Annotated in this window: 13 protein-coding genes; 4 read left to right on the plus strand and 9 right to left on the minus strand. The window is 37.4% G+C overall.

All coding sequences use genetic code 11. From position 1 onward, the window contains the following. From IE056_RS01745 to IE056_RS01785, 9 genes are all read right to left on the minus strand, one after another. Entirely contained in the window at positions 1 to 1,242 is a 1,242-nt protein-coding gene (locus IE056_RS01745; RefSeq protein WP_189602895.1) for a cell wall-binding repeat 2 family protein, read from the minus strand. Then, complete coding sequence (locus tag IE056_RS01750) at positions 1,239 to 2,864, minus strand: DUF4396 domain-containing protein (protein ID WP_189602896.1); 1,626 nt, start codon at positions 2,862 to 2,864, stop codon at positions 1,239 to 1,241. The genes IE056_RS01745 and IE056_RS01750 overlap by 4 nt, the downstream gene beginning before the upstream one ends. Positions 2,865 to 2,873: 9 nt before the next feature. Further along, positions 2,874 to 3,209: a hypothetical protein gene (locus IE056_RS01755; RefSeq protein WP_189602897.1), complete on the minus strand. Its 336-nt coding sequence runs from the start codon at positions 3,207 to 3,209 to the stop codon at positions 2,874 to 2,876. Positions 3,210 to 3,211: 2 nt separating this feature from the next. Then, entirely contained in the window at positions 3,212 to 4,810 is a 1,599-nt protein-coding gene (locus IE056_RS01760) for a PQQ-dependent sugar dehydrogenase family protein (protein ID WP_189602898.1), read from the minus strand. Between the two features lie 579 nt (positions 4,811 to 5,389). Next, complete coding sequence (locus IE056_RS01765) at positions 5,390 to 5,710, minus strand: four-helix bundle copper-binding protein (protein WP_189602899.1); 321 nt, start codon at positions 5,708 to 5,710, stop codon at positions 5,390 to 5,392. 746 nt (positions 5,711 to 6,456) lie between these two features. Then, positions 6,457 to 7,803: a phage integrase SAM-like domain-containing protein gene (locus tag IE056_RS01770; RefSeq protein ID WP_189602900.1), complete on the minus strand. Its 1,347-nt coding sequence runs from the start codon at positions 7,801 to 7,803 to the stop codon at positions 6,457 to 6,459. 165 nt (positions 7,804 to 7,968) lie between these two features. Next, entirely contained in the window at positions 7,969 to 9,633 is a 1,665-nt protein-coding gene (locus IE056_RS01775) for a recombinase family protein (protein WP_189602901.1), read from the minus strand. A gap of 11 nt (positions 9,634 to 9,644) precedes the next feature. Continuing rightward, the gene (locus tag IE056_RS01780; protein ID WP_189602902.1) at positions 9,645 to 9,866 is read right to left on the minus strand and encodes a hypothetical protein; all 222 of its coding nucleotides are present in this window, start codon (positions 9,864 to 9,866) and stop codon (positions 9,645 to 9,647) included. Between the two features lie 295 nt (positions 9,867 to 10,161). After that, the gene (locus IE056_RS01785) at positions 10,162 to 10,770 is read right to left on the minus strand and encodes a hypothetical protein (RefSeq protein WP_189602903.1); all 609 of its coding nucleotides are present in this window, start codon (positions 10,768 to 10,770) and stop codon (positions 10,162 to 10,164) included. A 564-nt stretch (positions 10,771 to 11,334) separates the two neighbouring features. Here IE056_RS01785 and IE056_RS01790 point away from each other — a divergent pair. From IE056_RS01790 to IE056_RS01805, 4 genes are read left to right on the plus strand one after another with little or no spacing between them, the layout of a single operon-like run. Next, positions 11,335 to 13,074 (plus strand): type I restriction-modification system subunit M, encoded by a 1,740-nt coding sequence (locus IE056_RS01790; RefSeq protein WP_189602904.1) that lies wholly within the window; start codon positions 11,335 to 11,337, stop codon positions 13,072 to 13,074. A gap of 36 nt (positions 13,075 to 13,110) precedes the next feature. Further along, positions 13,111 to 14,043, plus strand: coding sequence for a DUF4268 domain-containing protein (locus IE056_RS01795; RefSeq protein ID WP_189602905.1), 933 nt, complete (start codon positions 13,111 to 13,113; stop codon positions 14,041 to 14,043). Further along, the gene (locus IE056_RS01800) at positions 14,043 to 15,386 is read left to right on the plus strand and encodes a restriction endonuclease subunit S (RefSeq protein ID WP_189602906.1); all 1,344 of its coding nucleotides are present in this window, start codon (positions 14,043 to 14,045) and stop codon (positions 15,384 to 15,386) included. Before IE056_RS01795 ends, IE056_RS01800 begins: the two co-directional genes overlap by 1 nt. A gap of 5 nt (positions 15,387 to 15,391) precedes the next feature. Next, positions 15,392 to 16,288: a uracil-DNA glycosylase family protein gene (locus IE056_RS01805; protein WP_189602907.1), complete on the plus strand. Its 897-nt coding sequence runs from the start codon at positions 15,392 to 15,394 to the stop codon at positions 16,286 to 16,288. Positions 16,289 to 16,335: the final 47 nt, after the last annotated feature.

Here is a 16,335-nt window from a genome sequence, read left to right on the forward strand (position 1 = left end):
TTAATCCTTTTTTTCCTGTAATATCGGTGCCTCGGATAGATAAGTAGTGGTATCTTTTGGAATATTAAACGGTGATAGTAAACGGTCCACTTGCTGTTGAGTCGCAACGCTTACCGAAGCGGTATCGCCAATAATCCAGGCGAAATTGAGAATTGTTTCCTGTGGTCCTGTTTTAAAGGGTTTGACCATTTTTAAGTAGTCAGCTGTGGCCTTGGGCACACTATCAGGCTTTACCAGTAAAATAGGTCCGTGTTTTCCCATATGGCCCAGAACTGCTGCCGGGATCATCGATAACATATCATCCGGATTCCCAATGATATAGTTGTGACCTGCCTGTGCAATTCCCCAGCCAAAAGATCGGGGTTCCCAGTCCCACCACCATCCCCAGTTTCTGCCAAAATCTTTATACCCGGCGTTAACTGTGTTAGTAGCGAAAATGTTTGGTCCAGAAATTCTTCGGACCAGCCCATACTGTCCTAGTTCCTGTGCAACTTTATTTGAGATTACATCTGGCCCACCGGTGAGGTACATAAATGAGCCATGATCTCCATATCTCCTTTTGAGAATATCCCGGGTCGCCTGGGGAATGGAATCCTGATAAACCCAGGCGAATCCTTTGCCCATATGGGCATTCCACCCCATAGGACCTATACCGTGTTTTATGCCATCGGGATGATCTACTGCCGAGATGATAACTTCATCGGGATGATCTGCTTTCATAGCCGCTTGCCACATATCCAGCACTGAGGCTAACTTTACCGGATCTTCTTCGTAAAATGTTCGAACTTTGTATCCCAGAACCTCCCGCACTTTTTGTACCTGATCCTTCGGAACATTCACTGCGTACACATCGGTACGCTTATCCTGCAGTACCCCATCAGGTCTGAGACGTTTCATTTCCCGAAGGGTTTGTTCAGAAATGGTGTTATCTTCTGATAAATAAAGCAAAGGAGCATTTACCGGCATGTGCGTAATACGGTTCATGGCAGTAAAGGCAATCTTCTCGTCCTGGGGCACCAGGATAATTGCTCCAACAGCATTGTCTTCTCTGGTGGCAGGGTAAACAGTTTGGGTCAAAAGAACAGCCTGCTCCTCAGGATTACTTCCCGGTAACCTAACGGTATATGCCGTTGCCAAGGCTTCCTGTTGTAGAGGGTGGCTTCCTCCCCCGGGGGCACCTTCTGTCTTCCCGCACCCGGTGAGAATTAATCCTAACGCTATGGTACAAATATATCTAATCATACATTTCCAGGTTTTAATTGTTTGCGAATAAAAATCCAGTTTAAGGGCCAGGCAACCAGGAAACCTATAAATGAAGCAAGCCACATGCTGGCAAACCATAATACATCGTCTTCCTTGGGCATCATTGGTATCTTGTTCATAAGCATATACCAGGAGACCGACATCATTCCAAGGCTAACTGCCAGCATACTTAAAGCTGTTGTGATAAACGCCATTTTAGAAACTTTTTTACTAGACATAGAAGGCATCATTGATTTTTTCATAGGATACTGAACTAGGGCCCAGGCAATAAGTACTGCAATAACGTACATGGCAATCATCATAATAGGCATTCCCGCTCCCAACCAAAAGAAAGAACCTTCCATTCCTTCACCAAAGAAAATTGGAAATCCGAACCAGACCAATATGAAACCAACCACAATCATTAGAGGAGCTCCATACCCGAAGCCCATTATGGTAGCCGCAGCACTTTGCTGATTATGCGAACGTATCCATCTCCAGTCGCCTTCTTCGACCTCTTTTGCCGGTCGCCTATAGGAATTGATGTACAGCACAGGTCCTAGAATGGGCAGTAAAAGAGAGGCCAGCGTCCAGCCTATTTTTATAGGCATCTTTACCATGGGGAGTAGGTAAAGACCGTGGATCCAAACGAAAAGTGCGGAAGCAATGCCCCAGATAAAAATGATGGACAATAAAGCTTCGGTATCTCCTAAAGCTACAGGGCCCATGCTAGCATATTCTGCTTTTTCCAGCGAAAAATCCAGGCGCCCCTGTGCTGCGTAACTGATCCTGTTGCTAACGAACCAGAAATGGCGAAACGGACCTTCTGAAGGAGTGACAAACCAATCTGCCCTCTGTGCAAAAGCATAGCGGTCCAGCCCACCTGAAATTCCGCCGTCCTCTTCAGCATAGAGCAAGGAGGCATTGTTGCTCACCGCATACGGAATCGCTGCCAATCCTTCTAAGGCGTCATCGGGCGTGGTCAGAACATAGTGGAAATAGCCGTTATCGCGATCCACTTCACGTCCCCACCCAAATTCGGCTTCTTCATCCCGGTATTCTGCCAATTTTAAAGCCAGTTCCTGAGGGGAGGAAGCAGAGATTCTCTCAATCTCTTCAAAATCACTCACAGCTTCCTGCGGGATTTGCTCTACGGAACCTATAACAAAAGTTTTTAAATTTCTATCTACCATTTGGTCCATAGAAACCTCTCCATTACTATAAAAAAGAACGGGCGAACCGTAGAAATAGGCGTAATAGAGGGCCGGTAAAGCCCATTTCAGGGCTTCCTCGCTGCCACCAGGAACAATCACCACATTCTTTGCCTCTGGATTAACTTTCAAAGAACGGGAAAAAAAATCTTGCCAGTTGTCTTTTGAAGGCGGCATGTCTATGGTTTGCGCTTCTTCATAAGGAATTGCAGTTTTTAAATAAGCATGTAAATCTGCAGGGCCTGCATTTACGAGCCTCGTAACATTTTTGGTATGAGCTAAGATCCTTCCTTCTTCAGCGGTCGATCCAGCCCATGGTGCTACTTCAAGATCTTCTTTTATAATATTGACCAGTCCAAAGCCAAGAACAAAGAATATAACAAAAGCTACTATAGGATATGTCCACTTCATATTTTTTATTTAAGGTAATACGTAAGTTAATAACCAGAAAAAGCCAAAAAGTCCAATGAACCCATACACCAAAGCCAGCGCTTTTTTAACGGCCATGCTTTTTTGGACGAACATCATAAGGGCGGGAATGAGAGCTAACCCAAAAATCACCATCAGATTGTAGTGTTTTTCCTGACTTTCAGTAACAAAAGCATAAATAATCAAGGCTGTTAAACCCAATGCCACGGCAACAAGGTGAATCATCCAGGTCATTTTAGGTACTTTCATATTCATACTGAGGTGGGTAAAAGCCATAAAGCCAAAAACCACACCTAGGAACAGCAAAATTGTAGCAGTTAATTCCATATCTATTCTTTGCTTATTTTCCAGATAACACCTGTAAAAGGATGGGCGTTCATACCTGTGTCATCAAATTCAACTACGCCAAAGTCAACTATATAAAGATTGCCCTGGCTGTCCCATTCCAGCTGTATCGGTCGTTCCAACCCACCACCTTTATTTGCTGATGCAGGAAGGCCAGATCTATTATAAATGAAATTGGTTGCCTCTCCTGTAGATAAATTCACCTGCTGTACCTTGAACCCTGGCCAATTATATTTTACACCTTCGGGAGCCTCAGATTCCGGTGGCACTCCGGGCGGGCGGTGGGGATGATATTTCTCTCCTTTAAAAACCGGTACAATTGTTCCAAATTCAGCGACCAAAATTTCATTTTCAGGCACATTCATTGTTCCACGGCCGAAAACCATTCCCTGTGTTGCTGCGTGAGACGACAGCTTTGCAAGAGGTTGTATGGGTTTGTCTTTACCTTTTAAAAGTTTACGGTGAGTTTCAGGAGTGAGGACAAAATTCCGTTCTTCTTTTTTGACCCCAAAACGTTCGTCTGTAATTGGAAGCCCACTGTAGAAGTCAGGCCAACCATACCATTCTCCTTCTATTACTTCATAAACAGGCTCCCAGTCGAACATTAGTCCGCGCGGCGGCATTGGATTTGCACTGTTCATTGTTGTGATCAATCTTCCGTCGGGACTAAAGCGATAACCAAAGCTACTTCGTAATCCCCAGGCGATCCTTTTAATGTTGGACCCGTCAAGATCGCTCACAAAAAAGGCTCCATTGGCTATTTTTTCCCCTGCAATAACCTGTCCTGTTGTGGTTGTGTCTCCCAAAGCTGCATAGGCCCCGGTTCTGACAGAATCGGCCTCTGTCAACATGAGATCACTTGTAGGAACCCAAAAATTTTGACCTGTAAGGGTAATATCTTCCCCTGGAATTTCCCGGGCTTCGGGCTTATTAAATTCATCAATTACCATGGCCCAGTGTTTCTCAATAACTCCACTGTTCCCTTGAGTGGAAAGGAACCAGTACATTTTGTCGTCCTTAAAAATCGGTTTAGCGTTTAAGAATTCCCCCCAGGAAGGAAGACCGTTGATGATGGTTTCAAACTCTTTCGATTCCAGATTGTAAACAGAATACCGGCTGCGGTGGGAGATATATAGGTTGCCTTTATAATATGTAACCCCGGTCACGGGTGGAATAAGTCCCTCTTCCATGTTGGCGGAAGTTTCTTCTTCCTTTATTTCTGTCATCGGCACCACCCTGTCAAAAAGAACTTCTACCGTTCCATCCGGAGTAACTTTCAGAATCCGGGCTTCCGGTGCACGGGGTGGTTTGGTGCCATAGGTATGACCTCCGGCTTCGGCGATATAGTAGTTGTCTTCTTCATCAAAGGTGACATCTACAGGATAGGTGAGGCCTGTATTGACGGCTTCTATATTATATCCTTCGGGTACAATAATGTCTGCAATATCAATGACCCTCTGAGATGGCTGATTTACATTTTCTTCAGGGGTAGCTTCATCTTCATCTCCCCGAGTTTTTTCAGCATCTTTACACGAGATAACCGTAAAAAAAATAAAGAAATAGTAGAAGTATAAATTTTTCATTTCAAAGGAAATTTCTGGTTGATATTTGATTCCACTGAAGCTCATGCTTCTTAATGCGTAGGTTTTGTTTAGGAATCATTTTTATTTAATCATTTTTTACTGTTTATAATTTGATGCCATTTGCTCAGAAAACTGAGACAAACTAAATCTACTTCTAAATTAAAATTACAATATTTTGCAGTTAGGAAGGCTTTAATTTTATGGATAATTCATTAGGTTTTATCTTTTTATTAATTTTTTAGTAAAAAATATATCATTTGTTAATTTCATTATGTCGATGAATAGGATGGAAAAATATTCAAGAGGTGGGTCACACGGAATCGGAGTTTCGGAAATAGTTGTCGGAAGGAAGGAAGGAAACATTGCGCTACATAAAAAAAGCGGTGAAAGCTAATTTTTGAATCCTAAGACTAGGACTGAGCATTCTAGAATCGAATTGCTGCTGCTTATTAGGATCAAACAAAGAATTCAAATTACCGGGGTCATCGGGGGCGCGAAAAAGTTTCTGTATCAGAAATAACGGGTAGAAAAGGAAGGCTGCTTTTTTAGCAGCCTTTAAATAGTTTGAGTTTACAAGGATTAAGCTGCAAAATTCCTGAGATTCTTAGCACATTCCCTACAGGCTTCTGCGCAATCTTTACAGTGCTTGGAATCAAATTTCTCACACTCTTCCGCACATTTTTCACACATTTCAATACAGTAATCCACCAATTTTTGAACATCCTTGTATTCTGTAACAAGAATATCGTTTAATGCCCTGCATACCGCAGCACAAGCTTTATCAAGTCTTATGCATTCTACCATATCCTTAACGTTCTCTTCGTTTAAACATGCATCTGCACACCAGTTACAATGGTTGACACAATTTGACATTCCTTTTACTAATTCTTCGTTTCTCATAATTATTTTTTTTAAGTTTATTTTCGAAATTACAATTTAACTATATAAAGGACCTTTTGATTTTAAAGATAAAACCTTAATTATTGTGGTTTTATCATATAGTTAGCATATTTTAACTTCCTGTTTAATATATGGCTGCACATTCTGGTATAAATGTTCAGGTGAAGAGCGCTTTTGGTTATTGAGAGTAGCTTTAAAGAATTTTATGATTTATTGAACGGATTACCTTTAATTGATGTACTTCTCACATCTTCAGTGTTTATAGAATTCTTAGTCGCCCAATTTCTGAACTACTTATCTATACAAAAGGCGGCAAGCCACATTGATTCGCTGAATTATTATAAATAATTCAAAACCTACAATTTTTCAAAAATTGGTTAGATCTTATATTTGTGTGCGTTTTTTCCGGAAAAATAAAATTTACCTACAATAAAGATCAAAAAGGACAATTCAAATGCCAACCCAGAAAATATTAAATTTCTGTACTTGATAAAAGCAAAAAGGCTTCGATTCCTCGAAAGCCTTGATTTTACTGGGAGCGAGAAGGAGATTTGAACTCCTGACCTCCGGGTTACGAAACCTATCTTCATTAATAAAATTAATCGTTGTAACCGAAGATGTAGATATTTCCAACCATAGCCGTTGAAAAACCGTGGCAGCAACAGATGAAATCCAAAAATTTTTCTATTTCCGTACTTCAAAACGACCAAAATATCCCTATTGCAGAAACGGTGCTCGCTTTGTATTTACCCGTTGACGGAGAAATTAATAACTTTGTCTAAAGCATCATCGGCATCTTTATGAATAAAATTTGCCTGATAGTTCAAAGTTGTTTTTAAGTCACTATGTCGATATAATTTCTGAAGCATTAAAGGATGTATTTTATCCCCAGCTATATTCCCGAAACTATGACGTGCAATATGATTTGATAAATTCTTATCAATTTCACATTGGCTGGCAATTCGTTTCAAATATTTATTAAACAGTTTTGTTGCATTTCTAGTTTTTATAAAAATATCCTCTGCGTTGTCACTCTTTGAATCCTTTAGAAAGGGAAATATATACCCATTATTTTCTTTTTGATTTTTTCTGTAAAAATTCAATATGACATTAGCTTTATCAGGAATTTTAAGACTTAAGGGTTTTTCGTTTTTATTCATAACATAATAAAGTCGGTTATCCTTAAAATCAGCCCATTTTAATTTGACCACATCTGAAATACGTATGCCAGCAAAGTAAAAGGCAATCAACCATACGTTGTGTGTATGCCAGATTGATGATTGAGGCTCAAATTGTAGGGATTCTATTTTTTCAACTTCCTTAGTTGTAAGGCCAATTTTGTTACCCGAACCGATTCGTATCTTTTCCTTTTCTCCCGCAAATGGATAAAATTTCGAAGCTACAATTCCATCTTTAATAGCAATATTAAAAAGCGTTCTAATGAAAATTAGTTGATTTGATATAGTACGTGTTTTCTGATTCAAGTAGGCAGAACAGAAAGTTTTATATCTCTCTATAAATGCTTGATCGATATCCCGGAACTTCAAAGTCTTATTTTTCTTAAAATGATCTATGCCATCCATAAAAGAGTATTGAGATTTCCGTGCTTTACTCACCCTATCCTTTCTTCTTTGTTTTATAGCTTTAATTACATCATTTTTGGATGACGAGGATTTAAGAGTAAGAAACTCTTCAATATTATATAAAATGGAAAGCTCTGATTTAGCAACCGAAAAAGTTCCACGATCATATTTACTCATAATTCGTTCTGCTGCAACTGCAAAGAATGACTTAGAGCCACCTGGTCCTTTCAATTTTTGTTTAGCCTGTTTTGGTGTAATGCTTTCATCTTTAGAATCAAAATAAAGATCATTTGCCTCTGTCAACTTCTTCATCAAAAAGTTGTTCAGCTTTTTATGATTAGGATAGGTTCTCTTGGCTTTTCCTGCAACTTTATCCCAGTCCTTTTCGGAAATATATTGACCCAGCCACTTGTAATTTGTCTTATAATTTTCGCTAATTCTAAGAGCCAAAGGAATAGTGCCGTCCTTTTTCATCATATTTTTGCGCAATACAATTTTAATACTTGCCATAATCATCTTATTAGAAGAGTATAAAGATAATAAAAACTAGTACAGAATAAGTACAGAATAATTTTATTTTAGATGATATTATTTGATTTCTAAAAATATTGACTACCTTGAAAACAGTTGATTATACAGGCTTTTGGTCAAGTTTGATGATGTTAAGTGTCAAGCTCATAACCCGAAGGTCACTGGTTCGAGTCCAGTTCCCGCTACTATAGATGACAAGCCACCTTTTTGGGTGGCTTTTTTACTTTTAGAATCTTTCTCATCCCTGGCTATACTTTCGATTACAGAGATTAGACCATTCATTTTTTTGGTTCGATATTCACGATTTTCAGGATTTATTATTAAACCCTCAGGAAAGAGGGTTTGTTGTATGATTAACTTAGAGCTTAGGTCTCCTGAATTCCAGTGTTTACTGAGGTTCTGCGAAAAATCAATAGCTTTTTCTATGTAATTATCCTGGTTCGATAAATCTCCAGAAACATTTTGAATCTTTGATTTAATTATTTCAATTTCCGATTCCAGCTTACCCTTAATTTTGACATAAGCTTCCTCATTTTGATTCTCACTTAAGAAATATCGTTCATCCACTTTATCGATTTTTTCCTGAACCTTTTTTAATTGTAGTTTTAGGTTTTTAACCTGGTCTTTGTTGTTATCGGCATGTCTACCTAGCATAGTTGAAAGAATACTCTTTAAAGCTTCTGCTTTGTGGTCTTCCAATTCGAATTGTTTTAAAAAATCAATAAAAGCATCATTTACTCCCACTTTTAAACTTCTAGGAGTGGTAAATGCGTTCATGTTACCACCCTTTCCATGTTGGCATTTATAATAGTGGACGTTCTTCTTTTTAGCTATATAACTGGTGATAGGCGCACCACATTGAGCACAATGAATGAACCCAGTTAATGGTCGAAACTCATTTATTTTAGACTTTTCATATCCTGATTGACGTTTAGCATCTTGGAGTAAAGCCTGGACCTTATCCCAAATTTTTTCTGGAACAAGGGCTGGCCACTTTCCTATTATAGGAGAATCCAGCATTCGATGTTTACTCACCCCGACATAAAAAGGATTTCTCCACATGTTACTCATGCTTTGTTTTGTCATTTTAAAGTGGTATTGGTCCAATAATCGCTGTCGAATCAAAAAATCTGGCATCCCTTCAGATTTCCATTGCCAGGCTTTCTTTAAAATTTTGCCTTCTTCATTGATTTTTAATTCTTGACCCTTAATTCTATTCTTGTAGTTTGTCACTTTTTCTCCATACATAGTGTAGCCTCTGGGTGGACGACCTAACCAATTACCTTCTTCTACAAAATCCTTCAAGGCGGGTAAGGTCATTTCCATACGCATCATATTTTCTTTTTTACTATGAAGGAGTTTTGAGTAGATATCCATTTGTCCTTTTTCTGTTTCAGTTGTCAGACCTGAACTTGTCTCTATTAGGTGAACCTTCAGGGTCTCAACAAGTTCTTCAACTAAGCCTATTGCGCTTCCCCCAGACCTTGAGAATCTACTAATGAACTTGATAGCTATCGCATGGGGTTTTTTCTTGGCTGACCGTACATTGTCGATGAGTAACTTAAACTCCCTTCGTGTAAAGTCTCTTTTGGCACTTTCATAGGTGCCTCCGTGCCTTTGGGTGATAACTAAATCATTATCTAGTGCGTATTCTTCTATATGTTTAATTTGACCCTCGATGCTATATTTTTTCTTGGTCTGCTCCTTACTTGATACCCTAGTATAAGACCATATTTCTTTTTGAGTATTGCTATCGGTAATCTTAACAGTGCTCTCTTTTTTAAATTTTTTAAATTTATCTAAATTCATTTCGTCGTGATTTAAAGTATTACTTGAATGAGCATTCTTGCAAATGCTATGGCATCATCTATAAATGCTTCACCTTCGTCATCGCTTATATTTTCGAATCCTTTTATTTCTTTAAGCTCTGACAATTTTAACCTGGTTTCATTCAGGTCATTGTTATCATTTTTTTTCAAATGATTCACTCCGCTTTGGTCTCTCCGTTTACTTTTTACGAGGCGGAGGGAGAAATCCCTCATAAGAGGGTTATTCCTTTTTTGTCTACTTTATTTAAGTCAAGACATATCGACCTGGGTCGATGTCGAAAATCATAGATGGCCATCAAGATTAACTGAAGCAAATTTACCACACATTGGGGAAGGAGACAAGGAGAAAATTAAAATATAATCAAATAAAACTCCCATTAAATGAATTAAACTGAATAACAAGCATAATATGATAAATTATAGTCATTTATTTGTGACTATTATATGTTTTAAATAAAAAAGCCTTAACAGGAGTTAAGGCTTTAGATAAGTTGAAGAATTAATATAGTTATTCTAAATAATCCCAGGCAATACCATCATATCCATCTTTAGATATGTAGAATATACCTGCTTCATCTAAATTATAAGTTTGTAGGTCCACTCTATCACGTGGGAACATTTCTGTAATTAAATTACGAACCTGGTCAAGGTTTGAAGCACTACAGTTTAGGACGAAGTGGTTGTGATTACCACTACGAACCTGAAAAGATTCAGTAGTAAAAAATAACCTTAATTCAGTATCGACCAAATTTAGCTTTAGGTGGTTAAACATTTTTACCATTTTATTATAACACGTATCTCTGGTGCAGTCTGAGCTGTATGAGACGGTACCAAAAAATTTCCAATCCATATACCAAAAATTGGTAGCTAGAGAATTCTCATCTTTAATCACCCTTAGCATATTCTGGAGATTTTTTATTTTCTTATCTTTTTCTTGGTCCGACTTAATCATTAAACCCAGGTCAAAGTATCTTAAATGAGATTCAGGGATATCTTTTCTTTTTCCAACCTCTTTTCTTTCATTTCCAATCTCAGGATACTTACGGTAAAATCTATCAATGGTGCTACAGCTCACTTTTGATTTCTCTATAAACTCTTCTTTTGTATAGTATTTCATTTTTATTTATTTCTTCTATTAGTTATATATAAAGAAGATATAAAGGGGTTTGCCCCTTAATCTCTTCCTATAAATATGTCTGAAATGCTATTTGTAAAGGCTACTGCGAAATTTTTTTAAATTATTTTTACTCTGTCAGTTTTGGACATAGGTTTAGTTAAATAGCACCAAATTTCTACTGGAAATTCAATGACCACACCACTGGTCTTGTACGGGGGGTAGGTCACCACTAGGGGGGAGGGGGGATACGCAAACTCATTCCCAGGGGGGGGAGGTATTTTTTAGAGTGAAGTTTTGTATGTCTTATCGCTTTTTAATGAATTCATCACCTTTAACATTTACTCAAAAGCTCTGGAAACTCTGGACTAATGGCAGCTCAGGAATTCAATTGTCGGTTATGACATATCTCTGGATACTGTCTTATAGGGTACAAGAAGTGCATATAAAATGGTTATAATTACCCTTAAATAGTCATTAAATGTTCCTGGGTTTGTACGGGAAACCATAATTGCGAAGAGCTATACTTTTCCTATATTTAACAAAATTTAAAGAATATAATTTTTAATGACCAACGTTAAAGAATCAGCAAATTTCATATGGTCTATAGCAGACCTTCTAAGAGGAGATTACAAACAAAGTGACTATGGTAAGGTTATACTTCCGTTCACCGTATTACGCAGATTAGATTGTGTTTTGGAACATACTAAAGCTAATGTTCTAAAGAAGTATGACCAGGTTAAAAATATGAATATTCAAAACCTGGACCCGATACTAAATAAAGAAGCTGGGTATAACTTTCATAATCGAAGCAACTTCAATTTCGATAAACTTATAGCCGACCCCAATAACTTAGCATCTAATCTTAGGAATTATATCAACGGCTTTTCACAGGAAGCCAGGGAAATTATTGAAGAATTTAACTTCGATGTTCAAATCACCATACTCGATGATAATAATCTTCTTTTTATGGTGCTTAAGCGGTTCCAGGAGGTAGACCTTCATCCAGAAAAAGTAAGTAGTTTGGAGATGGGTTATATGTTTGAAGAACTTATAAGGAAGTTCGCTGAGATATCGAACGATACAGCGGGGGAACATTTTACACCTCGTGAAGTGATTAAACTGATGGTTAACCTTTTGTTTATGAACGACCGTGATATCCTGACTAAAAAAGGTGTGGTAAAAACCATCTTTGATTGTTGTGCAGGAACGGGAGGAATGTTATCGGTTGCTGAAGAATATCTAAACGAATTAAACCCTGATGCAAGGTTACAGGTTTTTGGCCAGGAGCTCAATTCAGAGTCGTATGCTATCTGTAAGAGTGATATGCTAATAAAGGGGCAGAAAGCTTCTAATATAGAAAAAGGTAATAGCTTAAAACCTAAAAATTCAGCAAAGCAAAAAGGGGACCAGTTCCGAAACCAAAAATTTGATTACCTCATCACCAACCCACCATTTGGAGTGAAGTGGGGTAAGGTAGCCAAGGAAGTTCAGGAAGAACATGATGATTTGGGACATGGTGGTCGTTTTGGACCAGGCTTACCATCAAAGAGCGATGGGTCCTTTCTATTCCTTATGAACCTGCTATCTAAAATGAAACCTGAAGGTTCCAGGTTGGCTATTGTATTAAACGGCTCACCCTTATTTAGTGGTTCACCAAGCTCTAAGAAAAATGAAAGTTCAATTCGCCAATGGATAATAGAGAACGACCTTTTAGAAGCCGTTATAGCGCTTCCAGACCAACTTTTTTATAATACTGGGATAAGCACTTACATTTGGCTTTTAAGTAACCATAAAGAGCCTGAAAGGCGTGGGAAGGTACAGCTTATCAATGCGGTAGGGTTCTATGAGAAGATGAGTAAAAGTTTAGGAAATAAGCGTAAAGAAATATCTGATTCTCAAATAGAGCAACTCACACAAGTATATGGTAATTTTGATGAAAGTGAATTTTGTAAAGTATTTGATAATAAAGATTTTGGTTATCATAAAGTAACTGTAGAAAGACCACTTAAAAAGAGCGGCAAAATCGTGCAGGATAAAAACGGTAAGCCTAAACCCGATAGTAGCCTACGTGATACTGAAAACATACCCTTAAAAGAAGATATCCAGGAATATATGAAACGGGAAGTTTTACCTCATGTTCCTGATGCGTGGATTGATGAGAGCAAAACTAAAACAGGTTACGAAATAAATTTCACCAAGTATTTCTACGAATATAAGCCGCTACGTTCCTTAGAGGAAATTAGGTCTGATATACTGGCCTTAGAAGATGAAACCGATAATATGGTAAAGCAGGTAATTTCATAAAACAATTTATAAAAAGCATTAGAAGATATTATATAAATGACAACTAACCTAGGTACATTAAAAAAGATAGATTTAAGAAGCTATTGGGCACATGAAGCCCTGGATTTTACACGGTGGCTTGCCAGGGAAGAAAATATTTCCTTGCTAAGTGATGAAATCGGAATATCACTTACAGAAGTACAGGCTGAAGAGGCAATTGGAAGATATAATGTTGATTTGGTAGCCGTGGATGAAGATTCGAAAAAGAGGGTGATAATTGAGAATCAATTGGAATATACTGACCATAAGCATCTTGGTCAGTTAATTACTTATGCTTCTGGTTATGATGCCGATGTTATAATCTGGATAGTTAAGGATGTTAGAGAAGAACATCAAAAGGCGGTAGAATGGTTAAATAATAACACCAACGCCCAATTTAGTTTTTTTCTAATTCGGATGGAATTATGGCAAATAGGGGAATCCCCTTTTGCCCCGAAGTTTCATATACTTGTTCAGCCCAACGAATGGGCAAAAACGCTAAAGGAAGGCGAAGGTCAATCAAAAGAACTTACCGATACTAAATTATCACAATTAGAATTCTGGCAAGAGTTTAAAAACTTTACAGAAGAGCATAATACTTCCTTACGTGTCGGAAGAAAACCTCGGGCTCAGCATTGGTATGATATCAGTATCGGGACTTCAGATGCTAACTTAAGCCTAACAATAAGCTCAAGAGAAAATTTGATATCTAGCGGTATTTATATTCCTGACTGTCCAGAGCTATATGAAAAACTTAAATTTAATAAGGAATCCATTTCGAATAATCTGGATTTTGATTTGGTATGGATGGAATTGGAAAACCGTAAAGCTTCTAGAATAAAAACTGAAAGAACTGCTGATATATCTATAGAGGATAATTGGCCTGAATATTTCTTGTGGCTAATGACCGTTGCGGAAAAAATGGCTAAAGAATTTGGAAAATACTTTTAATGAATAAATATGAATCGTATAAAGATTCTGGTGTGAGATGGATAGGTCTGATTCCTGAACATTGGGAATGTATAAGATTAAAATATCTTATAAAGGAGCCGTTAAAATATGGGGCAAATGAAGCCGCAGATGATGATAATCCAGACAATCCAAGATATATTAGAATCACAGATTTCGGCGCTGATGGGGATTTGAAGAATGACACTTTTAAATCTTTACCAGAAGATAAAGCTAATGATTATTTGTTGGAAGAAGGTGATTTGCTTTTCGCAAGGAGTGGAGCCACAGTTGGAAAAACTTTTCTTTTTAAAAATTATGATGGAAGAGCCTGTTTTGCGGGTTATTTAATTAAAGCTTCATTCAAGAAAGAAAAGATAAATAGTAGCTATATAGATTATGTAACTCGTTCTAATTATTATGATAATTGGAAGCAAAGTATTTTTCAACAAGCCACTATCCAGAATATTGGTGCTGATAAATATAACCTTCTGAAGATACCTATACCCAAGGACTTAAAAGAACAAAACGCTATCGCCGCTTACCTCGACCAAAAAACTACCGAAATCGACCAGCTAATTTCCAAAAAAGAAAGACTTATTAAACTTTTGGAAGAAGAAAAAATGGCTGTTATTAACCAGGCGGTAACTCAAGGTTTAAACCGAGATGTACCTATGAAAGATTCTGGTGTAGATTGGCTGGGGGAAATTCCAGAGCATTGGGATAGAATTAGAATTAAAAATTTAGTTACGACTCCAGTATGTGATGGTCCTCATGAAACACCGAACTGGGTAGATGAAGGTGTTCCTTTTATTTCGGCAGAAGCAATTAAAGGAAATGAGATAGATTTTAATTATAAAAGAGGATATATTTCTAGAGAACAACATCTAGAATATGAGAAAAAATCAAAGGTTGAATTTGGCGATATACTATTTTGTAAATCTGGTTCTACTACTGGGAAATCTGCCATGGTTAAAACTACAAATGAATTTGGTATATGGTCTCCACTAGCCATCTTAAGAGCTGATGAAAATCGGATTGTAAAAGATTATTTGTTTTATGTTTTACAATCGAAGTTTTTTAGGACTCAAGTTGTAAATAACTGGACCTTTGGAACACAACCTAATATAGGAATGAAAGCATTGGAGAATTTATGGGTAACAATCCCTCCTTTATCAGAACAGCAAGAATTGGTAAATTATATGAAATATCAGATTTTTTCCACTCAGGAACTAATCGACAAAATTAAAAAGGAAATAAATTACTTGAAAGAATATAAAACAGCATTAATCAGTAACGTGGTAACAGGGAAGGTAGATGTTCGGGATGAAGTAATGGTCAATTAAAAAATATGTCTGTAAAAGTTAACCTTAGTGAATACCTTTATCCAGAGATGGACTTACTTTTTGTGGCCTTAAACGCACCCGTTAACTCAAATAATAATGGTCACTGGTTCACCAACAATCTATCGTTTTGGAACCTGTTGTATCGGGTTGGGATAATTACAACGCCCATATCCAATAAACTGGAAGGAGATGAAATGGTATTCGGTGGCACATCCATTAATCATAAGAATTGGAAAATTGGTGTTACTGATTTGATAAGAACTATTGTGGAAACTGATAGTACTAAAGTTGAGCCTCAGCCTGAAGATGTAAGACGTATTTTGAGTATTTTAAAAAATAATAAAGTATGTAGTCTTTGCCTTCTGCATAGTAAGGTTGGTGAAGCGTTTAGAAAGTATTCAGGTATTACCTTTAATCAAAACCGTTATGGGAAAATAGGAACCTACGGCAATACGGCTATTTATGAAGTTCCTTTTCATAATGCCGCTGTACCTAATAAAGATTCCTACTATTCTGAATTGATTGGGATAAAGGCCGAGAAAACCCAGGAAATATGCGATAAATCATTAAAACGTATTCCTGAGAAAAATAAAGCACCAAGCACCAAGAGTGAAAAATCCTTTGTTATACCAAAACCTGGCAATAGTATCACCAAAAAGGATATTGATAAAGGGCAGTTGAGAATTACAGTAGATTTTAAGGATTACTTCCCCAATCAATGTAGTATAATAAACATTAAGTATTTGGGTAAGAATTACTCAGTAAATTACATCCATAAAGATGGTAGGTCCTCGATTTTAAGGGTAGGGAAGAACTTCTTTGATAAGATGAGAGTAAGGCCCGAAACCCAATTAAAAGTTAGTATGCAGGACGGTAAATATACTTTTCAACCTTGTTTATAATGTACTTTGTCTGGACCCCATCAAATTTGTAATGCAAAAAGATAAAC

Source organism: Salinimicrobium marinum (genome assembly GCF_014651535.1).
GTDB lineage: Bacteria > Bacteroidota > Bacteroidia > Flavobacteriales > Flavobacteriaceae > Salinimicrobium > Salinimicrobium marinum.

Excerpts from the sequence above, each read along its gene's own strand:
- IE056_RS01745 (WP_189602895.1), bottom strand. The coding sequence starts at position 1,242 with ATGATTAGATATATTTGTACCATAGCGTTAGGATTAATTCTCACCGGG.
- IE056_RS01750 (WP_189602896.1), bottom strand. The coding sequence starts at position 2,864 with ATGAAGTGGACATATCCTATAGTAGCTTTTGTTATATTCTTTGTTCTT.
- IE056_RS01755 (WP_189602897.1), bottom strand. The coding sequence starts at position 3,209 with ATGGAATTAACTGCTACAATTTTGCTGTTCCTAGGTGTGGTTTTTGGC.
- IE056_RS01760 (WP_189602898.1), bottom strand. The coding sequence starts at position 4,810 with ATGAAAAATTTATACTTCTACTATTTCTTTATTTTTTTTACGGTTATC.
- IE056_RS01765 (WP_189602899.1), bottom strand. The coding sequence starts at position 5,710 with ATGAGAAACGAAGAATTAGTAAAAGGAATGTCAAATTGTGTCAACCAT.
- IE056_RS01770 (WP_189602900.1), bottom strand. The coding sequence starts at position 7,803 with ATGGCAAGTATTAAAATTGTATTGCGCAAAAATATGATGAAAAAGGAC.
- IE056_RS01775 (WP_189602901.1), bottom strand. The coding sequence starts at position 9,633 with ATGAATTTAGATAAATTTAAAAAATTTAAAAAAGAGAGCACTGTTAAG.
- IE056_RS01780 (WP_189602902.1), bottom strand. The coding sequence starts at position 9,866 with ATGAGGGATTTCTCCCTCCGCCTCGTAAAAAGTAAACGGAGAGACCAA.
- IE056_RS01785 (WP_189602903.1), bottom strand. The coding sequence starts at position 10,770 with ATGAAATACTATACAAAAGAAGAGTTTATAGAGAAATCAAAAGTGAGC.
- IE056_RS01790 (WP_189602904.1), top strand. The coding sequence starts at position 11,335 with ATGACCAACGTTAAAGAATCAGCAAATTTCATATGGTCTATAGCAGAC.
- IE056_RS01795 (WP_189602905.1), top strand. The coding sequence starts at position 13,111 with ATGACAACTAACCTAGGTACATTAAAAAAGATAGATTTAAGAAGCTAT.
- IE056_RS01800 (WP_189602906.1), top strand. The coding sequence starts at position 14,043 with ATGAATAAATATGAATCGTATAAAGATTCTGGTGTGAGATGGATAGGT.
- IE056_RS01805 (WP_189602907.1), top strand. The coding sequence starts at position 15,392 with ATGTCTGTAAAAGTTAACCTTAGTGAATACCTTTATCCAGAGATGGAC.